Genomic DNA, 19,324 nt, shown 5'->3' with positions numbered 1-19,324 from the left:
TCGCGGTGTGCCGCGAACCGCCGCGCGAGCTGCCTGGGAATCCCCGTCCTTCGGGGCGGGGAGCAGGTCAGCTCTCCGTTCTGACGTGCTTGCGGGCGAACTCGAGCTGGGCCGCCATCTGTGCGATGCGCTCGGAGACGACCAGCGAGCCGTGGCCCGCGTCGTAGCGGTGGACGGTGTGCTCGTGGCCGCGTTCGGCGAGCCGGGACACGTAGGCGTCGATCTGCCCGATCGGGGAGCGGGGGTCGTTCTCCCCGGCCAGGATCAGCAGCGGTGCCTGGACCTGGTCGACGTAGGTGATCGGCGAGCAGTGCGCGTACCGTTCCGGCTGCTCGGCGGGGGAGCCGCCGAGTAGCGCCCGGTGGTAGGCCCGTAGCGCCTCGGTCTCCGCCTCGTAGGCGGCCCGGTGGTCGGCGATGGGCGCCGTGGCGATGCCCGCCGCCCACACCTTGGGCTGGCTGCCCAGGCCGAGCAGGGTGAGGTAGCCGCCCCAGGAGGCTCCGGACAGGACGAGCCGGTCGGGGTCGGCGATGCCGCGCGCGACCACGACCTCTCTGACGGCGGCAACGTCGGACAGCTCGATGTGCCCGACCTCGCCGGTCAGCGCGTCCCGCCAGGCCGAGCCGTAGCCGGTCGAGCCCCGGTAGTTGACCCGGACGACCGCGAAGCCGAGGTCCACCCATGCGGCGACCTGCGGCACGAAGGAGTCGTTGTCCTGCGAACCCGGCCCGCCGTGCAGCAGGAAGACCGTCGGGAACGGTCCCGATCCGCGTTCGGGGCGGGACACCAGTGCGTGGATCCACCCGTCGGGGCCCTCCACGTCGACGTCCTCCACCGGAACGGACGGCGGGGAGGTGGGTCCGCCGTGGTTCAGCACCACATGGCCGCTGCTCGACCGGATCACCGGCGGGTGGGCGCCGCTGGACCAGGAGTACTCGACGGAGCCGTCGGGGCGGGGCACGGCGGCGTCGATCACACCGTGCTGGGTCTCGATCGGGAAGAGCCTGCCGCCGGGCAGGTCGTAGCGGTGCAGGTGGGTGCGGCCGCGGTTGCGCCGGACGACGAGCAGTGAGCGGCCGTCGTCGTACCAGTCCGCGGTGATCTCACCGGGGTCGCGTAGCCAGATCTCCCGCCGGTCGTCACTCTCCGGATCCCAGACCAGCGGTTCCGGGCGGTTCCTGCGCTCGTGCAGGGTCAGCAGCCGTCGGTCGCCCATGATGGGCGCGAAGTGCAGGCCGAGGACGCCCCTGCCGGGACCGTCGTGCAGGTCGCCGACGGTGTCGCCGTTCTGCCTGACCACTCTGAGCGAGGGGTGCCGGGAGTCGCCGTGCTCGCTGTGGCTGATCGCGATCAGGGAGCCGTCCAGGGACATGGCGGCCACCGAGGCGGCTTCGGCGTGCTCGTAGATCGTCTGGGCGGGCCTGCCGGGCCGTACGAGGTGGATCGTGAAACCCTCACCCGGCCGGGCGATGCCGATCGCGGCCTCGCCCGTCGCGGAGAGGGCGATCCCCGCCGGGTAGCCGGGTGCGAGCTCGACGGGCTCGTCGGGGCCGCCCATGAAGGGCTGGCGCATCCAGCGGCCCCACTCGTCGCCGTCGGTGTCGGAGAACCACCAGATCGACTGGCCACCGGGATCGATCGCGCCGTGCGCTGTGCCCATGGGCCGGGTGGTCGCCTGGCGGGCGGAGCCCGTCGCCCGGTCCCAGGCGTAGATCTCCCAGGCGCCGGAGGCGTTGCTGCGGTACATGGCGCGGGCGGGAGCCCGGCGCGCCCACACGGGCAGTGTCACGCGCGGCGCCTGGAACCTGGCCTGCCAGCGCTCCTCCGCCTTCATATGGCGTTCCCTCCGTCAAGGCGTTCGCTTCAGGCGTCCGGGCGCGGGCTCGCCGATTGCCGTCCAGTATGTCGGTTCCCTCACCCATTTGCCTGTGTAATGTGGCGGAATTTAGGACTAAATACCCCTTCAGTGACATGTGTTCTGAAGGAAACTGTCAAGCGCGCCACTTGATCAGAAGAGGTGCTTGAAGGTAGACATGCGAAAAGAAGCGGTCACATAACTTGTTTTCGGTAGTTCCATTATTTTTCTTCGCATGTCTTCCGGCGCGGTGTGCCAGGCGCTGGGGCCCATCCCCACGACCGCTTCGACCGCCTCGTGCCCCAGGGCCATCTCGAACTCGTGGACACTCTGCCCGGCTTCGACGAAGTGGCCGCCCAGGCTCTCCGCCACCCGCCGCTCCTTCGACTCGTCCACCGAGAGCAGCCCCAGCCGCTCCACCAGCGGTGCGAGGTGCCGTGCCGTGGGGGTGACCACCACCAGCGCACCGTCGTCCCGGAGCACCCGGGCGAACTCCGCCCCGTTGCGGGGCGCGAACACGTTGAGGACCACGTCCACCGTGCGGTCTCCGAGGGGCAGGGGCCTCCACACGTCGGCCACCACCGCCCCGAGCCGGGGATGCGCCCGCGCGGCCCGCCTGATGGCGTGCTTGGACACGTCCAGCGCGATTCCGACGGTTCCCGGGATCCGGTCGAGTGCCCGGGAGAGGTAGTGTCCGGTCCCCGCGCCCGCGTCCGCGATCACCTTCACGTCGGTACGGCAGGCGCCTGCGACCGCCTCCGCCAGGGGGTCGAAATGCCCCGCCCCCAGAAAGGCCTCCCTGGCCGCCACCATCGCCGTGCTGTCGGCCGTGCCGGGGGACTGGGAACCGGTCAGCAGGCTGACATATCCCTGTCTGGCGACGTCGAAGGCATGGCCTTGTGAGCAGCGGAGAACCCGGTCGCCCAGGCTCAACCCGTCGCCGCAGACCGGGCAGATGAGAAAGTCGACGACGTCGTCCAGCATTCCCCCATCATCCCGTCTTCCGGACGGGACCGGACGCCGCCCCGGTCCGCATCGCGGCCTGTCCGCGGGGTCAGGAGGTGGTCTGCTGGACCTGCCGGAGGAAGGCGTCGTTGGAGGGGGTCTCCCGGAGTCTGCCGGTGAGGAGCTCCAGTGCCTGCTGCTTCTCCAGTCCGCCCAGGGTGCGGCGGAGCCGCCAGGAGAGCTGGTGCTCACGCGGGTCGAGGAGGATCTCCTCGCGGCGGGTGCCGGAGGCGTCGAGGTCGACGGCCGGATAGAGGCGCTTGTCGGCGAGGGCGCGGCTGAGGCGCAGTTCCATGTTGCCGGTGCCCTTGAACTCCTCGAAGAGGGTGTCGTCCATCCGGGAGCCGGTCTCGACCAGGACGGTGGCGAGGATGGTCAGCGAGCCGCCGTCCCGCAGGTTGCGGGCGGCGCCGAAGAAGCGGCGCGGGGGCAGCAGGGCGGCGGCGTCCAGGCCGCCGGCGAGGGTGCGTCCGCCGCCGGGGGCGAGGTTGTTGTAGGCGCGGGCCAAGCGGGTCAGGGAGTCGAGCAGGACGACGACGTCGTGGCCGTTCTCGGCGAGGCGCCTGGCGCGTTCGACGGCGAGTTCGGCCAGCGCGGTGTGGTCGCGGTCGGGCCGGTCGAACGTGGACGCGGCCACCTCGCCGCGGATGGACTCGCGCATCTCGGTGACCTCCTCGGGACGCTCGCCGACGAGCACGACCATGAGGTGGCAGTCGGGATGGTTGCGGGTGATCGCGGCGGCCAGGTCCTGCAGGACCATGGTCTTGCCCGCCTTGGGCGGGGCGACGATCAGGCCGCGCTGGCCCTTGCCGATCGGCGCGAACAGGTCGACGACCCGGGTGGTCATCGACTCGGTCTCCAGGCGGAGCCGTTCGCGCGGGTGGACCGGCGTCATGTCGGCGAAGTCGGGTCGCTGCCGCCAGTCGGCGGAGCCGTTCACGCGCTGGACACCGTCCAGCCTGTCGTACGGCCTGCGGGCGGTGGCGACGACGTGGTCGCCGGGGCGCAGGCCGTACTGCCTGATCTGGGCGTGGGGGACGCGCACGTCGTCCGGGCCGGGCAGGTAACCGCGGGTGCGGATGTGGCCGGTCTTGTCGCGGACGTCGAGGAGGCCGGTCACGGTCTCGACGGGGGCGCCGTGCTCGCTCCCGGCAGGGGCGCCGCTCCCGTTCGCGGGGTAGGCGTCGCTTTCGCGTGGGCGCGGCGGACGCGGGGTGCGCGAACGCTTCCTGGAGGTGGTGGTTTCGATGGTCATGGGTGACCTTTCACGGGGGAAAGGCCATCGCGGGCCTTTCGCGGAGGGAAGCCGGCTGCCCGGGCAGGCACGGTGCGGCGGGGTGCCCGAATGGACACGATGTGGCCGCACGCCTGGAAGGACGCGGCAGAATGAAGCGGAAAGCGGGGCGGATCATCGCACGCGGCTCGGCCGGCGGTGCGTCACGCCCGCTGTCACAGTAGCACCGTCAATCCGTATCGAACAGGAGACCGGATGCCACACCAGTCTATAACAGTCGCGGGCGTCGAGGTGTTCCCGCTGTGTGACGCCGTGGGCCCGATGGGTGATTCGATCCGGCGTCCGATGCCGGAGATGTTCCCCGGCGGCTGTCACGGCGAGTCCGACGAGTGGGTCCTGCACTTCCACTGCTACCTGCTCCGTGACGCGGCGGGCAGGACCGTGCTGGTGGACACCGGGATCGGTACGGAGAGCTCGCCGGCGGCGAGCTGGGCGCCGGTCCCCGGGGTGCTCGGTGCCGAGCTCGCCCGGGTGGGGGTGGGCCCCGACGAGGTCGACGCGGTGGTCATCACGCACCTGCACAGCGACCACGCGGGCGGCGCGGTGATCGACGGCGTGCCCGTCTTCGCCAACGCCCGGCACGTCCTCCAGCGGGCCGAGATCGACACGGCGGCCGAGGGGATCCTCGACCACGTCGTCCGGCCACTGGGCGACCGGGTGCAGGTGGTGGACGGTCAGGCCGACGTGCTCCCCGGCGTCCGGGTGTTCCACACGCCGGGGCACACCCCGGGCCACCAGGTCGTCCAGGTGGGCGAGCTGGTGCTGACCGGCGACGTGGTGCTGCACCCGGTGCAGCTGGCCGACCCGAAGGTCCCCTATCTCTACGACACCGACCCCGAGCTCGCCGCGGCGACCCGTGTCGAGCTGCTGGAGCGGGTCAGGGCCGAGCGGGGGATGATCGCCACCGCCCATTTCGAGGAGCCTTTCACCAGGCTCCGCTGACCGTGATCTCCGCGGGGCCGTGAACCGGGTCGTCCGCCGGGACCGTTACGGCCCGCGGCTCCGCCGCGGCGGCCCGTACGGCGCGAGCGGTCTCGCGACCCCGTACGGCGTGAGCGGTCCCTCGCGACCCCGTACGCCGGCACCCGCACGGGGGACCTCTCCCGCGACGTGTCAGGCGCTCGTCTGGGCGGCCAGGAGCAGGCGCCGCGCCTTGCCCCGGTAGCGCAGGACCTGGACCGCGCCGAGCGCCCAGATGGGGTACTGCACGATGAAGGCCCAGCGGAACGCGTCCGGGCCGGTCTCCCCGACCAGTTCGAGGGTGACGCCGACCAGGGCGATCACCGACATGGACGCGACGAAGCCGCCGCCGTTCACGATGCCGGTGGCCGCGCCGATCCGGGCGGCCGGGTTGAAGGTCCTGGCGTAGTCGAAGCCGATCATCGACCCGGGGCCGTTGGCGGCGAGCACCGCCACGAGCAGGACGAGCAGCCAGAGCGGTGCCGGGCCGGGCCAGGCCAGTACGGCGGTCCACGCCGCGGCGGTGGTGCCGATCACGGTGAGGACCATCCGGGAGCGGTGGAACGGGAACCGCCCGGCGAGGTAGCCGAGCAGCGGCCCGCACACCATGCCGCACAGGGTCAGTGTGGACAGCAGCACACCCGCCGTGGAGGGGGACAGCCCCTGCCCCTGGACCAGGAACGGGTAGCCCCACAGCAGCTGGAACGCGGCGGCCGAGCACTGGGTGGCGGCGTGGGTCCACATGCCCAGCCGGGTGCCGGGCTCGGCCCAGGCGGCCCTTAGGCCGGGAGGGCCGTCCGCCCGCTCCGGGCGTGTGTCGCGCAACACCGTGACCAGGAGGAACGCCGACAGCACGCCCAGTCCGGCGGCGCCCAGGAAAGTGGGCGTCCAGCCGTAGGTGTGCAGGGACTGGATCAGGGGGACCGTCGAGGCGATCGCGCCCAGCTGCCCGATCAGCCCGGTGAGCTGGACCATCACCGGATTGCGGTGCGCGGGGAAGTGCAGGTTGACCAGCCGGATCACGCTGATGAACGTCATCGCGTCACCGCAGCCGATCAGCGCCCGGCCCGCGATCCCGGGCAGCAGCCCTTCGGCCAGGGCGAAGACGAGCTCGCCGCAGGCCATCACGGTGGCTCCGGCGACGAGCATGCGCTTGGACCCGAGCCGGTCGACGAACACTCCGACGGGCACCTGCATGGCCGCGTAGACCAGCAGTTGCAGCATGGCCAGGGTGGAGAGGCCGGCCGCGCCGACGTCGAGCCTGGCGGCGGCCTCGATGCTGGAGACGCCGAGGGACTGGCGGTGGAAGACCGCGATGATGTAGGCGAGTACACCGATGGCCCAGAAGGTCACCGCTCTGGACCGTGGCGTCATGAGTTAGATATTACTTTTAGGGTTTTTTACGGATATGAGGGGGTCTGGCCTCCGGTGGAACCCCGGGCGGTCAGGAGTCGGCCGGCCGATCGCCACCGGGCGGCGTCCGCGTTCCGCGGCCCGGCGCCGGACACGGGTCCCGATAGTCCTGAAGAAACTTTGGTCGGACATGCCCCCGGCCTGTGGTGATGCGGGGATCGAAGTGCAATGCGAAGGAGGTTGCGCGTTACACAGGCGCGTACACGGCATGTTTTACAGAGGCGACCTGCGAGAACAGCATGTTGATCTTTCTGTAGAACGAATGATCGTTTGCGCCGCTTAACGATCATATGTTGCGGCTTTCCGGCCTACCGGTACTGGACCCCAGGTGGGAAGCCCGCCTAGCGTGCGGGCCGTTCAGTCCTCGATGTAGTGCGGGAATGCGCGGTCGAGCGGCTGCCCGACCGTGAGGATTTCGCTGCCGCCGAGCGTCGGTGGACCGGAGCGGATGAGCGAGGACGCTACCGTTTGGCGCTGGTGGCACGATCGTTGGCGGCACCCCAGATTCCCGCCCGCGTGGCGTGCGGATTTTGCGACCTTGACCGGCGACGGCCGTATTAGGGTGGCGTTGCCCATATCACATGATCAACCAGTGATATGAGGCGCTCTCCCCCTCATGCTTTGAAAGCCGAGGTCGAGGAGAGGCCTATGTTCCGCAGGCATGCCGTTACCACGGGATATGTCCTAGCGATCACCGCGCTCGCCCTGGCTGCGGTCCCGGCCGGCGCTGAACGCCAGGCAGCGGGCCCCGCAGCCGCGGTGACCGCCTTGGTCGCGCTGAAACCGCCGCCGGGCATGCTGGAGGCGCTCCAGCGCGACCTGGGTCTCACCCCGGCCCAAGCCCAGACCCGCCTGCTGAATGAGGCCCGCCTGACACCGGTCGTGCCGCAACTTCAAAAAGCGCTCGGTGCCCGTTTCGGCGGCGCCTGGCTCAGGGGAACCACCGCGCAGACCCTGGTGGTGGCCACCACCAGGGCCGCCGACCTTCCCCAGATCCTCGCCGCGGGCGCTCAAGCCGAGATCGTCACCTGGCCGCTGACACACCTCACCGCGATCAAAAAGAAGCTCGACCGGGCTCTGCCCGTGCGGCCGGTGGTGGCCAGCGTGCGCTACGTCGACGTGAAGACCAACAAGGTCGTCGTCCTCGCCTCGAAACCCGAGGCGGCCAAGACCCTCATCGAGAGCGCGGGGGTGGATAAGTCCGCGGTGATCGTGCTGTCGTCCAACGAGCAACCCCGGCCCCTGTATGACCTGGTGGGTGGGCAGACCTATTACGTCGGCGGCACAACCCGCTGCTCGATCGGCTTTCCCGTGTTCAAAGGCACCCAGAACGGTTTCATCACCGCCGGCCACTGCGGCAAGCCGGGCCAGGCCACCACCGGCTTCAACCGGATCGCCCAAGGCGTCTTCCAGGAATCCTCCTTCCCGACCAACGACTACGCCTGGGTCGCCGTCAACGCCAACTGGATCTCGACGCCGACGGTGGACAACGGCAGCGGCGGCACCGTGCCCGTCGTCAGTGCCAAGGTGGCCGCCGAGGGCGCCTCGGTCTGCCGGTCCGGTTCCACCACCGACTGGCACTGCGGCATCATCCAGCAGCGCGACGCCAGCGTCACCTACCCCCAGGGCAACGTCTTCGGACTGACCCGCACCAACGTCTGCGCCGAACCCGGCGATTCGGGCGGCTCCTTCATCTCCGTCGACCAGGCCCAGGGAGTCGCCTCCGGCGGCTCGGGCGACTGCAGCTTGGGCGGCACCACCTACTTTCAGCCGATCAGCCCGATCCTCAACGCCTACGGCCTGTCCCTGCAGACCACCGCGGGCAATCCCCCGGCCCCGAGCACGGGCACCTGCACCGGCTACCCGAGGGCCGCCACCGGCACCCTGACCAGCGGTCAGACCGCCGACCAGACACCCCAGCTGGGCTATCAGTCGATCTCCCAAGGTACCCATTCCGGCTGCCTGGAGGCCAACGCGGGCGCCGACTTCGACCTGTATCTGCAAAAGCAGATCGGCTCGACCTGGAGCACCGTCGCCTCCTCTGAGGGCGCGACTCCCAACGAGCAGATCGCCTACACCGGTACGGCCGGCTTCTACCGCTACCAGGTGGTCTCCTCCAGCGGCTTCGGCCCCTACACCCTGGGATTCAACGCACCGTAACCCACCCCGGCCCTCCTCTGTCGCTACGGGGTACGGAGGTGGGCAAACAGCCTTCAGACGCTCGCCCGCCTCCGCGGATAAACCCCGATTCACCCGCCGGGGTGCGGCAGGTCCAGCGGGCGCGACAGGTGCGGCGTGTCTCGGGGTGGGGCCAATTCAGGCCGACATGACCACGATCGTTCGTGTCATTCAACGATCATGCGTTACGGCTTTCGGGCTACCACGAAACCCCGCATCATCACAGGCCAGGTGCGTATCCGACCAAAGTTTCTACAGGACTGCCGGGACCCCGACACGCAGGTCGCGAAGATCGAGGACTAGTCGGACGGCGGGGTCGCGCGGCGGCGCGGGTAGCGGATGAGCAGGCTGGCATGGACGTCCTGGTCGCCGATCGCGGAGTAGGTGTGCGGGACGTCCGAGTGCCAGGTGAGGTGCTCGCCCGGCCCGGCCCGGAGGGGCGCGTCGCGCGGGCCGGCGACCAGCGTCCCGGCGAAGACCGTGAGGTGCTCGGTGACGCCCTCGTAATGGGCGGGGGAGACCTGTGCGGACCCCGCGGGGATCACCAGCCGGTAGAGCTCGTAGGTGACGGCCTCGTCCTCGAAGACCTGGAGCAGCACGCCCTCGACGGCGGTGCCCAGGATGACGGGATCGGTGCCCAGGACCAGCGCCAGGGGCACGCCGAGCTGGGCGGTGACCGCCCAGAGCGTTTCCAGGGTGGGATTGCGGGTGCCGTTCTCCAGCCCGGAGAGCGTCGCCTTGCCGATGTTCGCGCGCCGCGCGAGTTCGGAGAGCGAGATGTTCCGCTCCTCTCTCAACCTGCGGATTCGCTGGCCTACCTCCGGTGTGCCGGTCTCCTGGGCGGGACGAGGGCTTTGTGCGCCGGGCTCCATGAAGCTATCGTGCAGCATGACGGTCGTTCCGTTTACGGAACGCATGCCGTACGGGCCCGGCGGTCAGGTGGGACGGCCTCCGGGCGGGTGAGCGGCGGGCCGGGTGAACCGGGACGGTCCGGAGCGGCCGCCGGGGTTCCGGAGCGTGGAGAGGACGACAGGATGACGCGACTGCTGCAGCCCATGCTGGCGGGGGTGGTGACCGCACTGGTCGGCTTCGCCAGTTCCTTCGCCGTCGTGCTGGCCGGGCTCCGGGCGGTGGGCGCCGACCAGCGGCAGGCGGCGTCCGGCCTGCTCGCGCTCTGCCTGGCCAACGGTGTGGTGGCGATCTGGCTGGGCCTGCGCCGGCGCATGCCGATCACCGTCGCCTGGTCGACGCCGGGGGCGGCGCTGCTGGTCGCGACCGGCGCCCTGGAGGGCGGGTTCCCCGTCGCGGTCGGCGCGTTCGCGGTCTCCGGCCTGCTCATCACCGCCGCGGGACTCTTCCCCCCGCTGGGGCGATGGATCACGGCCATCCCCACCCCGATCGCCGCCGCCATGCTCGCCGGGGTCCTGCTCAACCTGTGCGTCGCGCCGATCCGAGCCCTCGGCGAGGTGCCGCTGATGGCCGGGCCTGTCGTGCTCGTCTGGGCGCTGTTGAGTCGTTTTGCCAGCAAGTGGGCGATTCCGGGGGCGCTGCTGGTCGCCGTCGTGGCCATCGCGCTGACCGGGCCCAGCCTCGGGGCGGTGGACGTGCGCCCGGTGGCCGAGCTGACCGTCCCGGCCTGGAGCGCTACGGCCATGATCAGCATCGCGCTCCCGCTGTTCCTGGTCACCATGGCCTCGCAGAACGTGCCGGGCATGGCGGTCCTCGCCGGATACGGCTACCGCCCCCCGCTGCGCGGCATCCTCGTCGGCACCGGCCTGGCCAGCACCCTCGGTGCGCCGCTGGGCGGGCACGCGGTGAACCTGGCGGCCATCACCGCGGCGCTGGCCGCCGGTCCGGACGCCGACCCCGACCCGGGCCGCCGCTGGATCGCCTCGGTCACCGCCGGAGGTTCGATGATCATCATTGGGATCGGTTCCGGGCTGGCCACCGCGCTGGTCCTGCTCTCCCCACCGGTCCTGATCGAGGCCGTCGCGGGCCTCGCTCTGATCGGCGCGCTCACCTCGGCGATCAGCGCCGCGGTGGCCCGGCCGGAGGGCAGGGAGGCGGCGGTGGTCACATTCGTGGTCACCGTGTCGGGGCTGACCCTGCTCGGGGTGGGTGCGGCGTTCTGGGGACTGGTGGCGGGAGGGCTCATGCTGCTCCTGCAACGCGGAAGGGCTCCACGGGTCTCCCCCGAGCCGGAGCAGGACGGGGACCGGCCGTCGGCGGGAGTCTCCGGGGAGCTCAGCCGACCGTGATCCTCCAAGGGCCTGATCCGGTACGGCGGAGCACGGCGGCCGGCCGTTCGAGCGGAGCATGACCGACGCGTTCGCCTCCGCCGGTCCCAGCGGACGGTTTCCCCCGGAAAAGCCCCGGCCGGTACGGCATGGGTTGCCGTACCGGCCGGAAGCGGAGAGCCGGGGAGAAGGGGCTACCGGCCGTCTCCCGGGCGCCCGTGGCGACCGGCGACAAGCTGGTCGGCGCTGTGCTGGCGGGGGACGTCGACCCGGGGGTGGGGCGCCGTCGTCTCGTCACGGTCGTCCACCCCGTCGTGGTCCCGGTCGATCCGCGGGCGGGCCGCCGTCTGGGTGCGGTCGTCGATGCCGTCGTGGTCCCGGTCGACCACCGGAGCGGCGGCGGCCACGGGAGTCTCGGGAGTCTCCTCCAGCTTCCGCTCCAGCTCCCGCTTCTCCTCCTCCAGGCGGGCGACGCGGTCACGTGCCTCCACCCGGGAGGAACGGACCTTGCGCCGGTGCGTGGCGGAGCGGCGCATGCCGCTGAACATGACCGCCAGACCGAGCAGGAAAAGCGCCCCCGTGGCGGCACCGGCGAAGAAGAACTCCAGCTGGGAGAGCTGGATCGTCTGATCGAAGACGGTGAACGACGCGGGGGTGGTGGCGGTGGCGGCTTCGTCCCAGGAAACCGCGACCACGGCCGCGCCCGCGAGTATGATCAAGAGGAGTCCCAGCACTATCATGTGACCTCATCTCGGGCAGCGTCTGTTGTGGTATCGCTGCTGCCCTGTAGCGGCGGGATTATTCACCGGGCCGCACGGTTGCCGGAAAACATGGCGGAGACCGACGTCGCGGTCATCGGCGCGGGGCAGGCCGGACTGTCCGGCGCCTCCTTCCTGAGCAGGGCCGGGCTCGATCTCATGGTTCTCGACCGCTCTCCGCGCCGCTCGCGTCCGCCTGGTCGGTTACGGCCCCTCGGTCGGCACCATCGGGGCCGGCCATGCGGACCGTACCGCCGTCCGGCACATACGCCGGCTCGTCGGTGATCCTGTCGAGGGGGTCCCGGTAGCAAGCGCGGCGCCGTGCCAGAGGTTGCGTAAACGGTTACCGAAGGCGAAGATCACCGTGTTTGCGTCGTTGCCCTTGGAAGGAATACGGGTGCCCCAAACCCCCCACAGCGAATCGGGAACCCGAGGCCTGCTCCTGGCCCCGCTCGCCGCCCTGCTCACGTTCGTCATGTTCCTGGCGCTCACCCCGCCGGCGAGCGCCAACACCTTCGGGTGGTCGTACCTGCATCCGTCGGGATGCTGCATGCAGGCGGACAACAGGGACCACTACTACAACTACTCGTCACTGACCTCGTACATGAAGGTCGCCGGCAACTACGCCATGATCCACCTGGACTCCCAGACCGACATGGCCACGCACTACGACTCATCCTCCGACGTCCACACCGACGTGGAGATGTTCGACCAGTACTACGACGACTACTGGGGTCTGGACTGGAACGGGTCGAGCACCGGCAAGAACGTCCACGCCCACGCCAAGTGCGTGCGGGGCATCAGTCCGGGGCTCATCAACGGCTGGTGGAAGTGCGACCAGTATGAGATCCGCTTCGATCTGGCCGACATGAGCGGTTTCTCGGAGAACGAGCGCAAGCATACGGCCTGCCACGAGGTCGGGCACAGCGTCGGGCTCGGCCACTCCTCCGAAAGCGGCTCCTGCCTGAAGTCGGGCCGCGCCACCGTGCGCAGCTACAGCTCGCACGACGTCGCGCACATCAACGGCCGATTCTGAGGACGGGACACATGTCGAAGATGCTCCGATCCCGCACCGCGGGGGTGGGCCTCACCCTCGCCGTCGCCCTCGGCCTGGCGACCGCCGCCGGAGTGGCCGCAGCCCGGTCCGGTGAGCCCGCTCCCTCGTTCTGGTCCATGATGCGCTCCGGCGTGGGCGAGTCGACCGGCACGTACCTGTACGACTCGCTGGACGACCTGACGCCCGGCGCGCCTGCCTCCGGCGCCTTCACCCCCGCCGCGGCACTGCTGGAAGGCACCGTCGTCGGCATCGAGCCGGGGATCGCCTTCGGCTCTGACGACAGCGCGAGTGCCGCGCCCGTCGTCGGCTACGACACCCCCGACGCGGCGATCCGTTACGCCAGTCTCGTCGTCAAGGTGGACCGCGTCCTGTCCGGAAAGCTCGGCCTAGGCCAGCAGAACGGCCAGATCCGGCTGCAGATCGAGCAGCCGAAGCAGAGCACCTTGGCAGACCTGCGGGCCTCTGTCGGCAGCGCGGGGCATGGCCTGTTCTACGTGTACAACGCCCTGGAGCGGCACCAGGCCGAGGGGCGGGTGGTGCCCCAGGCGCTGGCCGGCTACCTGGCCTCGGTGCATCTGCCGATCGGCGAGGGCGTGTTCGTCGCGCAGGCACCGGGCCAGCCGGTCATCGCGCCGCTCATGGACAGCCCGGAACGGGTGGATCAGATACTCAACGGCGCCCCGGCACCCGTGGAGGAGCCGCCGGACCTGCCCTCCCCCCGGCCGCCCAAGCCGTCGGATTTCCCGCATGACGACAATCCGGACGGGACACCGACGGCCGCCCCTGTCCCGGACCCCACGGACGACCCCGACGCCTCGGCGGTGGACATCCCGGACCCGGTCACGACGGACGTCCCCGGCCCCGTGACAAGCGAGCCCACGGTCGGCACTCCCACCTTGGACCAGCTGAGGAGCCGCGCGGTGCGCGCGGCGTGTGCGGTCGGCACCAGCACCACGCCGACCACCTGCTGACCGGACTCCCCACGGAACACGATCCCGCCGGGGCCACGGTGGCAGCGGCGGGAGAAACACATCTTGACTACCCGGCGCCGGGTCTTAATGTGGACGGAATGGAACGCACTCGCCTGTATCGCAACGGAGTCATGGAGGCCGAGGGCTTTCCCATCGACGACGTCTCCGAATACGTCGGAGACCCGTCCGCCGTGGTCTGGTTCGATCTGTGCGCGCCCTCGCCGGCGGACCTGGCGAAGATCAGCGAGGAGCTCGGCCTGCACCCGCTGGCCGTCGAGGACGCGCTCCAGAGCCAGCAGCGTCCCAAGCTCGACACCTACGACAGCCACCTGTTCCTCAGCGTCTACGGCGCCAAGCTGGTGGACAGACGTCTGGAGCTCATCGAGATATCTGCTTTCGTCACCAAGAACGCCCTGGTCACCGTCAGAGAGAGCCCCCGGTTCGACATCGACGAGGTGCTCAGGCGCTGGGACGCGAACGCCGAGATGGCCAAGTACGGCGTGCCGTACCTGCTGCACGGTCTGCTCGACTACGTGGTGGACGGGCACTTCGAGGTGCTGCAGGCGATGGACGACCGGGTCGAGGCGCTGGAGGACGACCTCTTCGAGGAGAACACCGGCGACCGGGCCTACATCCAGCGCCAGACCTTTGAGATGCGCAAGAAGCTGGTGCGGTTCCGGCGGCTGGCGGTGCCGGTGCGCGAGGTCGTGGGCAGCCTGCTCCGCAGGAGCGTGGAGGTACTGGATCCGGCGCTGGACCCCTACTACCAGGACGTCTACGACCACACGCTGCGGGTCGCCGAATGGACCGACTCCCTGCGCGAGATGGTGGGCAACGTCCGCGAGGCCCACATCAACCAGCAGGGCTTCCGGCTCAACGACATCATGAAGAAGATCACGAGCTGGGCCGCCATCATCGCGGTGCCTACGATGATCACCGGGTTCTATGGGCAGAATGTGCCGTATCCCGGCTTCAGCCAGCCGATCGGCTTCTGGACCTCCACTCTCGTCATCCTCGTGGCCTCGTCCATCCTCTATCTGATCTTCAAGAGGAGGGGCTGGCTCTAGTAGGGCTTTGTTAGGTATCCCGGGTGCTGAATCAGAGATAATCTCGTGGTTTTCTTTCGGCTGTGACACCTGAGGAGATGGAAAAGGTCCGTCCGCTCGCCGGGGTGGCGCGGATGTACTGCGGCGCGCTGGGCAAACGCGGCAACTGTCAGATCTTCACGATAGAAGAGGAAGGCCAGTTTGAGACCTCCCTCCGCAGAGCGATTCTGAAAGGCCACAACCTTCATCTCCCGTGCAGCACCGCATCAAGAAGCTCTCCCTACATCAAGCCCCTCTCCACGTTCGTGACGCACCTACTCGTCTAGTACAGCGTGTACGCGGAGATGAGCGATATCGGCGCTTGCCTGGCACCAGGCTGGTCAGGTCAGACCCGCGTCATGGGCGAGGATCGCGATCTGGGTGCGGTTGTCCATGCCGAGCTTGGTGAGGATGCTGGAGACGTGCGCCTTCACGGTCGTGATGCCCATGGCCAGATCCGCGGCGATGTCGGCGTTCGTCTGGCCGCGCGCGATCGCCAGGGCCACCTCGTGCTCGCGAGGGGTGAGGGCGGCCAGCGCGGCACGGGCCCGCTCATAGGCGCCGACCTGCGCGACGGTGCGCTCCATCAACCGCCGGGTGATGCGCGGGGACAGGATCGGATCGCCCACGGCGACCCGGGTGACCGCCTCCACGATCCGCGGCGGCGGGGTGTCCTTCAGTAGGAACCCGGCAGCGCCCGCGCGGAGGGCGTGCAGGACGTTCTCGTCGGTGTCGAACGTGGTCAGCACGATCACCTCAGGCGGGCGGGCACGGGCGCGCAGCCGGCGGGTGGCGGTGATGCCGTCCACACGCGGCATCCGCAGATCCATCAGGACGACGTCGGGGGCGTGGGCGTCGGTGGCCGTGATGGCCTCCTGGCCGTCGGCCGCCTCGCCGACGACCGTGATGCCGGCGGCGCCGTCCAACATCATGGACAGCCCTGCGCGGACCAGGGCATCGTCGTCGACCAGTAACACGCGGATCACGCGGGCCATGTTAGCCGGGCCTGGAGCCGGAACTCTCCTTCAGCATTGTGGTGATCCAGTTGCCCGCCGGCCAGCCGTACCCGCTCGGTGAGCCCGACCAGGCCGAGGCCGCTGCCGGGCGCGAGTGGGGCGGTGCCCGCCGGGGCCAGCGGGTTGCGGATATCGATCAGTAGGGGGGTGCCGGGAGCGCCGCGCAGCAGCACGTCCACCGGCCGGCCGGGGGCGTGTTTGCGGGCGTTGGTGAGCCCTTCCTGGACGACGCGGTAGGCGGTCCGGGACGCGGCCTGCGGCAAAGCGCCGTCGTCGGTGACCTCCTCGCGGAGCCGCACCTCCTGGCCGGCCTCCCGTGCGTCGGCGATCAGGCCGGGTAAGTCGGCCAGCGCCGGCCGGGCTTCCAACTCGTCCAGTTGGTCGTCCTGCTCGCGCAGCAGGCTGATCACCTGGCGGAGCTCCTCCAGCGCCTGGTGGACTCCGGTGCGGATCACCCCGGCCGCCCGGGCGAGCTGCTCGGAGGAGGAGTCCGGGCGGTATTCCAGTGCCCCGGCGTGGGTGGCCACCAGGGACAGGCGGTGGGCCAGCACGTCGTGCATCTCCCGGGCGAGCCGGCGGCGTTCGGCCATGCGGGCCTCGGCGATCCGCCTGCCCTGCTCGGCCTCGGCGCGGTTGGCGCGCTCGTGCAGGGAGAAGAGCAGGGCGCGGCGTGAGCGGGCCAGCGCGCCCCAGCCGAGCAGCGCACCGTAGGAGGCGCAGATCAGCAGTAACCACCACTGCTGGGAGATGCCGGAGTTCGGCCGCCACAGCCCCTGGACCACGTGGGCCGCGACGCCCGCGGCCGCCACCGCCACCGCGACGGGGAAGCGCTTGCGCTGGGCCACCTGCAGCGCCCCCATCGTCGCCGCCGCAGTGGCCACGGGGGACAGAGTGGCCAGGAGCGTGGCGGCCAAGGCTCCCGAGGTCGGCCACCACAGCTGAACGAGCGCCGCGACCAGGCTCACCGCCGCGACGATGACGTCCAGCCCCCACGTGGGCTCGTCGGCCAGGCTCCACAGCGTTAGGGCGCTCAGGCCGCCCATCCCGAGGACCACGCTGGCCACCGCGATCGAGTACGAGGATCGGATCTTGCTCACCGGGTCAGGATAATCGCCGGTTCGTAGACGCCATCACCTACCAAAGGAGGACCCATACCCCACCGGAGGAGAACACAGAGCGACCGTGCGCCCGATGTGGCGGATCGGGCAACCGGGCGAAGCTGACCGGCATGAACACCTCAGCCAAGCGAATCCTCCTCACCGTCGTCGGTGCCCCTGCGGCCGCCCTGGCCGTCTGGGCCCTGGCCGTGCCGGTCGCCGGAACCACTCTGACCGTCCGCATGGGCGCCGGCACGCAACCTGTGGAACCGGGATCGGTCCTGGTGGTGAGCCTGCTGGTCGGGCTGACGGGCTGGGCGCTGCTGGCCGTCCTGGAGCGGTTCGCGTCCCGGCCCGGCCGGATCTGGACGATCGTCGCCCTGGCCGTACTCGTCCTGTCCCTGTTCGGGCCGCTCGGCAGCGCCGTCGGTATCGCCACGATGCTGGTGCTGGTCCTGATGCACCTGGTCGTTGGCACCGTGCTCGTCCTGGGGCTGGCACGGCGATGAACCCGCCCGGGCCCGTCACCCGCCAACCAGGCGCGGGCGGCCCGCCCACGACCATTCGCACCCCGCTGGACAACGCTGACCCGGCACAGGAGACATGACATGACCATCCTCGTCAGAGCGATCGAGGCCACCCGCCGCTACGGTGACGTGCTCGCGCTCGACCGCGTCTCGCTCGACATCAAGGCGGGCGAGCTGGTCGGGCTGCTCGGCCCGAACGGCGCCGGCAAGTCCACCCTCATCAACCTCTTCGTAGGACTGCGCCGGCCCACGTCGGGCACGGTGGAACTGTTCGGCGGCTCGCCGCTGGACCCCGCCCTGCGGCGCGGCATCGGCGTGACCCCCCAGGAGACCGGGCTGCCGGAGTCGCTGCGTCTCGGCGAGATCGTCGACTTCGTCTCCGCGCACTTCCCCGAGCGCTACGGTACGGCGGAGCTGCTGGCCAGGTTCGGCCTAGGCGACCTGGTCAGGCGGCAGGTCGGGGGACTGTCCGGCGGGCAGAAGCGCCGTCTGGCAGTGGCGCTGGCCTTCGCGGGCCGGCCGCGGCTGGTGTTCCTCGACGAGCCCACCACCGGGCTTGACGTGGAGGCCAGGCGAACCCTGTGGGAGGGGATCAGGAGCTTCCACGCCGACGGCGGCACCGTGGTGCTGACCAGCCACTACCTGGAGGAGATCGAGGCGCTGGCGCAGCGGGTGGTGGTGATCGGCCGGGGCCGGGTGCTGGCCGACGGCACCGTGCAGGCCGTGCGCGACGTGGTGGGCGTGCGCCGGGTCTCCTTCGCGGCGCCGGCCGTACCCGATCTGCCCGGGATCTTGCGGAGTTCGGTCGAGGACGGCCGGGTGCACCTGCTCACCACCGACTCCGATCTGCTGGTCGCCGAGCTGGTACGCGCCGGGACGGCCTTCGCCGACCTGCAGGTGCGGCCGACCTCGTTGGAAGAGGCCTTCATCACCATCACCGCCAAGGAGGAAGCACGTGTCTAACCTCATCCTCACCCACACCCGCTACCAGTTCCTGGAGCAGTTGCGCGTCCCGATCTCGCTGGTGGCCAGCGCGTTCTTCCCCGCGGCCGCGATGCTGGCGTTCGTGGTGCCCTTCACCGGAACCGACCCGGCGAGCGCCACGTCGGCGACGGCCGGGATGATGCTGTTCGGCGCCATGTCGGCGGCGCTGATCGGGCTGAGCGTCAGCGTGGCCCAGGACCGCGAGCGGCCCTGGGACCCCTACCTGCGCACGCTGCCCGCCGGCCCGCTGCCCCGCTTCGCCGGCCGCATCCTGACCACGATGGCCGGCACGCTGCTGTCGGTGGTACCGGTCCTGCTCATCTCGGCCTTCCTCACCGCCGCCGCCATCTCCCCGCTCCGCCTGGCGATGGGCATCGGCGCGCTGCTGGTGGGCTCCGTGCCGTTCATGCTGATGGGTTTGTTCATCGGGTACGCGGTGTCGTCCAAGGCGGCGATCGCGGTGTCGCAGGTGGCATACTTCCCGATCGCGGCGCTAGGCGGGCTGCTGATGCCGCTGGAGGTCATGCCGGGTTTCGTGCAGTCCCTGGCGCCGTTCGTGCCCAGCCGGGGCGCGATAGAACTCATGTGGGCCGCGGTGGCGGGCCGCACCCCCTCCCCCGTCTCCCTGGTCGCCTTCGCCGTCTGGATCATTCTCGCGGCGGTCGCCGCCACCTGGGCCTACCGCCGAGACGAGGGCCGCCGCTTCTCCTGATCCGTTTCTCGGCTCCTGACCGATTACCCGGGCCAGGTGGGCGATCGGCACATTCATCGCGGGATGGCGCCAGGAAGCAGTTCCTGGATGACGACCTGAGAGTGAACCAGTTCACTAGGGCCGCGTTCCCCGGCGCAGGCGGACGGGCTCACCGCGTTCCACCCGCGGTACGGCC

At 70.3% G+C, this 19,324-nt stretch carries 19 protein-coding genes; 11 read left to right on the top strand and 8 right to left on the bottom strand.

What is annotated here, in order from left to right; genetic code table 11:
* Positions 1–67: 67 nt before the first annotated feature.
* The 3 genes from OHA77_RS19140 to rho form a co-directional block, all read right to left on the bottom strand.
* The gene (locus OHA77_RS19140; protein WP_406319368.1) at positions 68–1,834 is read right to left on the bottom strand and encodes a prolyl oligopeptidase family serine peptidase; all 1,767 of its coding nucleotides are present in this window, start codon (positions 1,832–1,834) and stop codon (positions 68–70) included.
* Positions 1,835–2,008: 174 nt separating this feature from the next.
* Positions 2,009–2,839 carry a putative RNA methyltransferase gene (locus OHA77_RS19135; protein WP_406319367.1) on the bottom strand — a complete coding sequence of 277 codons (831 nt, stop codon included), beginning with the start codon at positions 2,837–2,839 and terminating at the stop codon, positions 2,009–2,011.
* Between the two features lie 70 nt (positions 2,840–2,909).
* A complete protein-coding gene (gene rho, locus OHA77_RS19130) occupies positions 2,910–4,115 on the bottom strand; it encodes a transcription termination factor Rho (protein ID WP_406319366.1) in 1,206 nt (401 codons plus the stop codon).
* A gap of 234 nt (positions 4,116–4,349) precedes the next feature.
* Here rho and OHA77_RS19125 point away from each other — a divergent pair, with 234 nt between their 5' ends.
* The gene (locus OHA77_RS19125; protein WP_406319365.1) at positions 4,350–5,096 is read left to right on the top strand and encodes an MBL fold metallo-hydrolase; all 747 of its coding nucleotides are present in this window, start codon (positions 4,350–4,352) and stop codon (positions 5,094–5,096) included.
* 171 nt (positions 5,097–5,267) lie between these two features.
* On the opposite strand, the gene OHA77_RS19120 is transcribed toward OHA77_RS19125, so the two are convergent.
* A complete protein-coding gene (locus OHA77_RS19120; protein ID WP_406319364.1) occupies positions 5,268–6,488 on the bottom strand; it encodes a nitrate/nitrite transporter in 1,221 nt (406 codons plus the stop codon).
* 687 nt (positions 6,489–7,175) lie between these two features.
* Between OHA77_RS19120 and OHA77_RS19115 the strand changes: the two genes are divergently transcribed.
* Positions 7,176–8,687: a S1 family peptidase gene (locus tag OHA77_RS19115; RefSeq protein ID WP_406319363.1), complete on the top strand. Its 1,512-nt coding sequence runs from the start codon at positions 7,176–7,178 to the stop codon at positions 8,685–8,687.
* 317 nt (positions 8,688–9,004) lie between these two features.
* Here the strand turns inward: OHA77_RS19115 and OHA77_RS19110 are convergent, their stop codons facing one another.
* Positions 9,005–9,595 carry a helix-turn-helix domain-containing protein gene (locus tag OHA77_RS19110; protein ID WP_406319362.1) on the bottom strand — a complete coding sequence of 197 codons (591 nt, stop codon included), beginning with the start codon at positions 9,593–9,595 and terminating at the stop codon, positions 9,005–9,007.
* Between the two features lie 144 nt (positions 9,596–9,739).
* Here OHA77_RS19110 and OHA77_RS19105 point away from each other — a divergent pair, with 144 nt between their 5' ends.
* Positions 9,740–10,963, top strand: coding sequence for a benzoate/H(+) symporter BenE family transporter (locus OHA77_RS19105; protein WP_406319361.1), 1,224 nt, complete (start codon positions 9,740–9,742; stop codon positions 10,961–10,963).
* 173 nt (positions 10,964–11,136) lie between these two features.
* Here the strand turns inward: OHA77_RS19105 and OHA77_RS19100 are convergent, their stop codons facing one another.
* On the bottom strand, positions 11,137–11,661 hold the full coding sequence (locus OHA77_RS19100; RefSeq protein ID WP_406319360.1) for a hypothetical protein: 525 nt from the start codon (positions 11,659–11,661) through the stop codon (positions 11,137–11,139).
* Between the two features lie 111 nt (positions 11,662–11,772).
* On the opposite strand from OHA77_RS19100, the gene OHA77_RS19095 reads away from it, so the two are divergent.
* The 5 genes from OHA77_RS19095 to OHA77_RS19075 all read left to right on the top strand — a co-directional run bounded on the left by OHA77_RS19095 (position 11,773) and on the right by OHA77_RS19075 (position 15,100).
* A complete protein-coding gene (locus tag OHA77_RS19095) occupies positions 11,773–11,985 on the top strand; it encodes an FAD-dependent monooxygenase (RefSeq protein WP_406319358.1) in 213 nt (70 codons plus the stop codon).
* A gap of 112 nt (positions 11,986–12,097) precedes the next feature.
* On the top strand, positions 12,098–12,736 hold the full coding sequence (locus OHA77_RS19090; protein ID WP_326819317.1) for a hypothetical protein: 639 nt from the start codon (positions 12,098–12,100) through the stop codon (positions 12,734–12,736).
* An 11-nt stretch (positions 12,737–12,747) separates the two neighbouring features.
* Positions 12,748–13,728 carry a hypothetical protein gene (locus OHA77_RS19085; RefSeq protein WP_406319357.1) on the top strand — a complete coding sequence of 327 codons (981 nt, stop codon included), beginning with the start codon at positions 12,748–12,750 and terminating at the stop codon, positions 13,726–13,728.
* A 98-nt stretch (positions 13,729–13,826) separates the two neighbouring features.
* Entirely contained in the window at positions 13,827–14,795 is a 969-nt protein-coding gene (locus OHA77_RS19080; RefSeq protein WP_406319356.1) for a magnesium transporter CorA family protein, read from the top strand.
* 62 nt (positions 14,796–14,857) lie between these two features.
* Positions 14,858–15,100 carry a hypothetical protein gene (locus tag OHA77_RS19075; protein ID WP_406319355.1) on the top strand — a complete coding sequence of 81 codons (243 nt, stop codon included), beginning with the start codon at positions 14,858–14,860 and terminating at the stop codon, positions 15,098–15,100.
* Between the two features lie 54 nt (positions 15,101–15,154).
* On the opposite strand, the gene OHA77_RS19070 is transcribed toward OHA77_RS19075, so the two are convergent.
* Both OHA77_RS19070 and OHA77_RS19065 read right to left on the bottom strand, forming a co-directional pair.
* Positions 15,155–15,808 carry a response regulator transcription factor gene (locus OHA77_RS19070; protein WP_326819320.1) on the bottom strand — a complete coding sequence of 218 codons (654 nt, stop codon included), beginning with the start codon at positions 15,806–15,808 and terminating at the stop codon, positions 15,155–15,157.
* Positions 15,796–16,926: a sensor histidine kinase gene (locus OHA77_RS19065; protein ID WP_406319354.1), complete on the bottom strand. Its 1,131-nt coding sequence runs from the start codon at positions 16,924–16,926 to the stop codon at positions 15,796–15,798. Before OHA77_RS19065 ends, OHA77_RS19070 begins: the two co-directional genes overlap by 13 nt.
* Before the next feature lie 131 nt (positions 16,927–17,057).
* Between OHA77_RS19065 and OHA77_RS19060 the strand changes: the two genes are divergently transcribed.
* From OHA77_RS19060 to OHA77_RS19050, 3 genes are all read left to right on the top strand, one after another.
* Positions 17,058–17,435, top strand: coding sequence for a DUF6069 family protein (locus OHA77_RS19060; protein ID WP_326819322.1), 378 nt, complete (start codon positions 17,058–17,060; stop codon positions 17,433–17,435).
* A 99-nt stretch (positions 17,436–17,534) separates the two neighbouring features.
* A complete protein-coding gene (locus tag OHA77_RS19055; RefSeq protein WP_406319351.1) occupies positions 17,535–18,416 on the top strand; it encodes an ABC transporter ATP-binding protein in 882 nt (293 codons plus the stop codon).
* Positions 18,409–19,149 (top strand): ABC transporter permease, encoded by a 741-nt coding sequence (locus OHA77_RS19050; RefSeq protein WP_406319350.1) that lies wholly within the window; start codon positions 18,409–18,411, stop codon positions 19,147–19,149. The genes OHA77_RS19055 and OHA77_RS19050 overlap by 8 nt, the downstream gene beginning before the upstream one ends.
* Positions 19,150–19,324: the final 175 nt, after the last annotated feature.

Source organism: Streptosporangium sp. NBC_01639 (assembly GCF_045209755.1).
In the GTDB taxonomy this organism is placed as follows: domain Bacteria; phylum Actinomycetota; class Actinomycetes; order Streptosporangiales; family Streptosporangiaceae; genus Streptosporangium.
The sequence above is the reverse complement of the archived record's forward strand: the minus strand, read 5'-3'. Positions and strand labels throughout refer to the sequence as shown.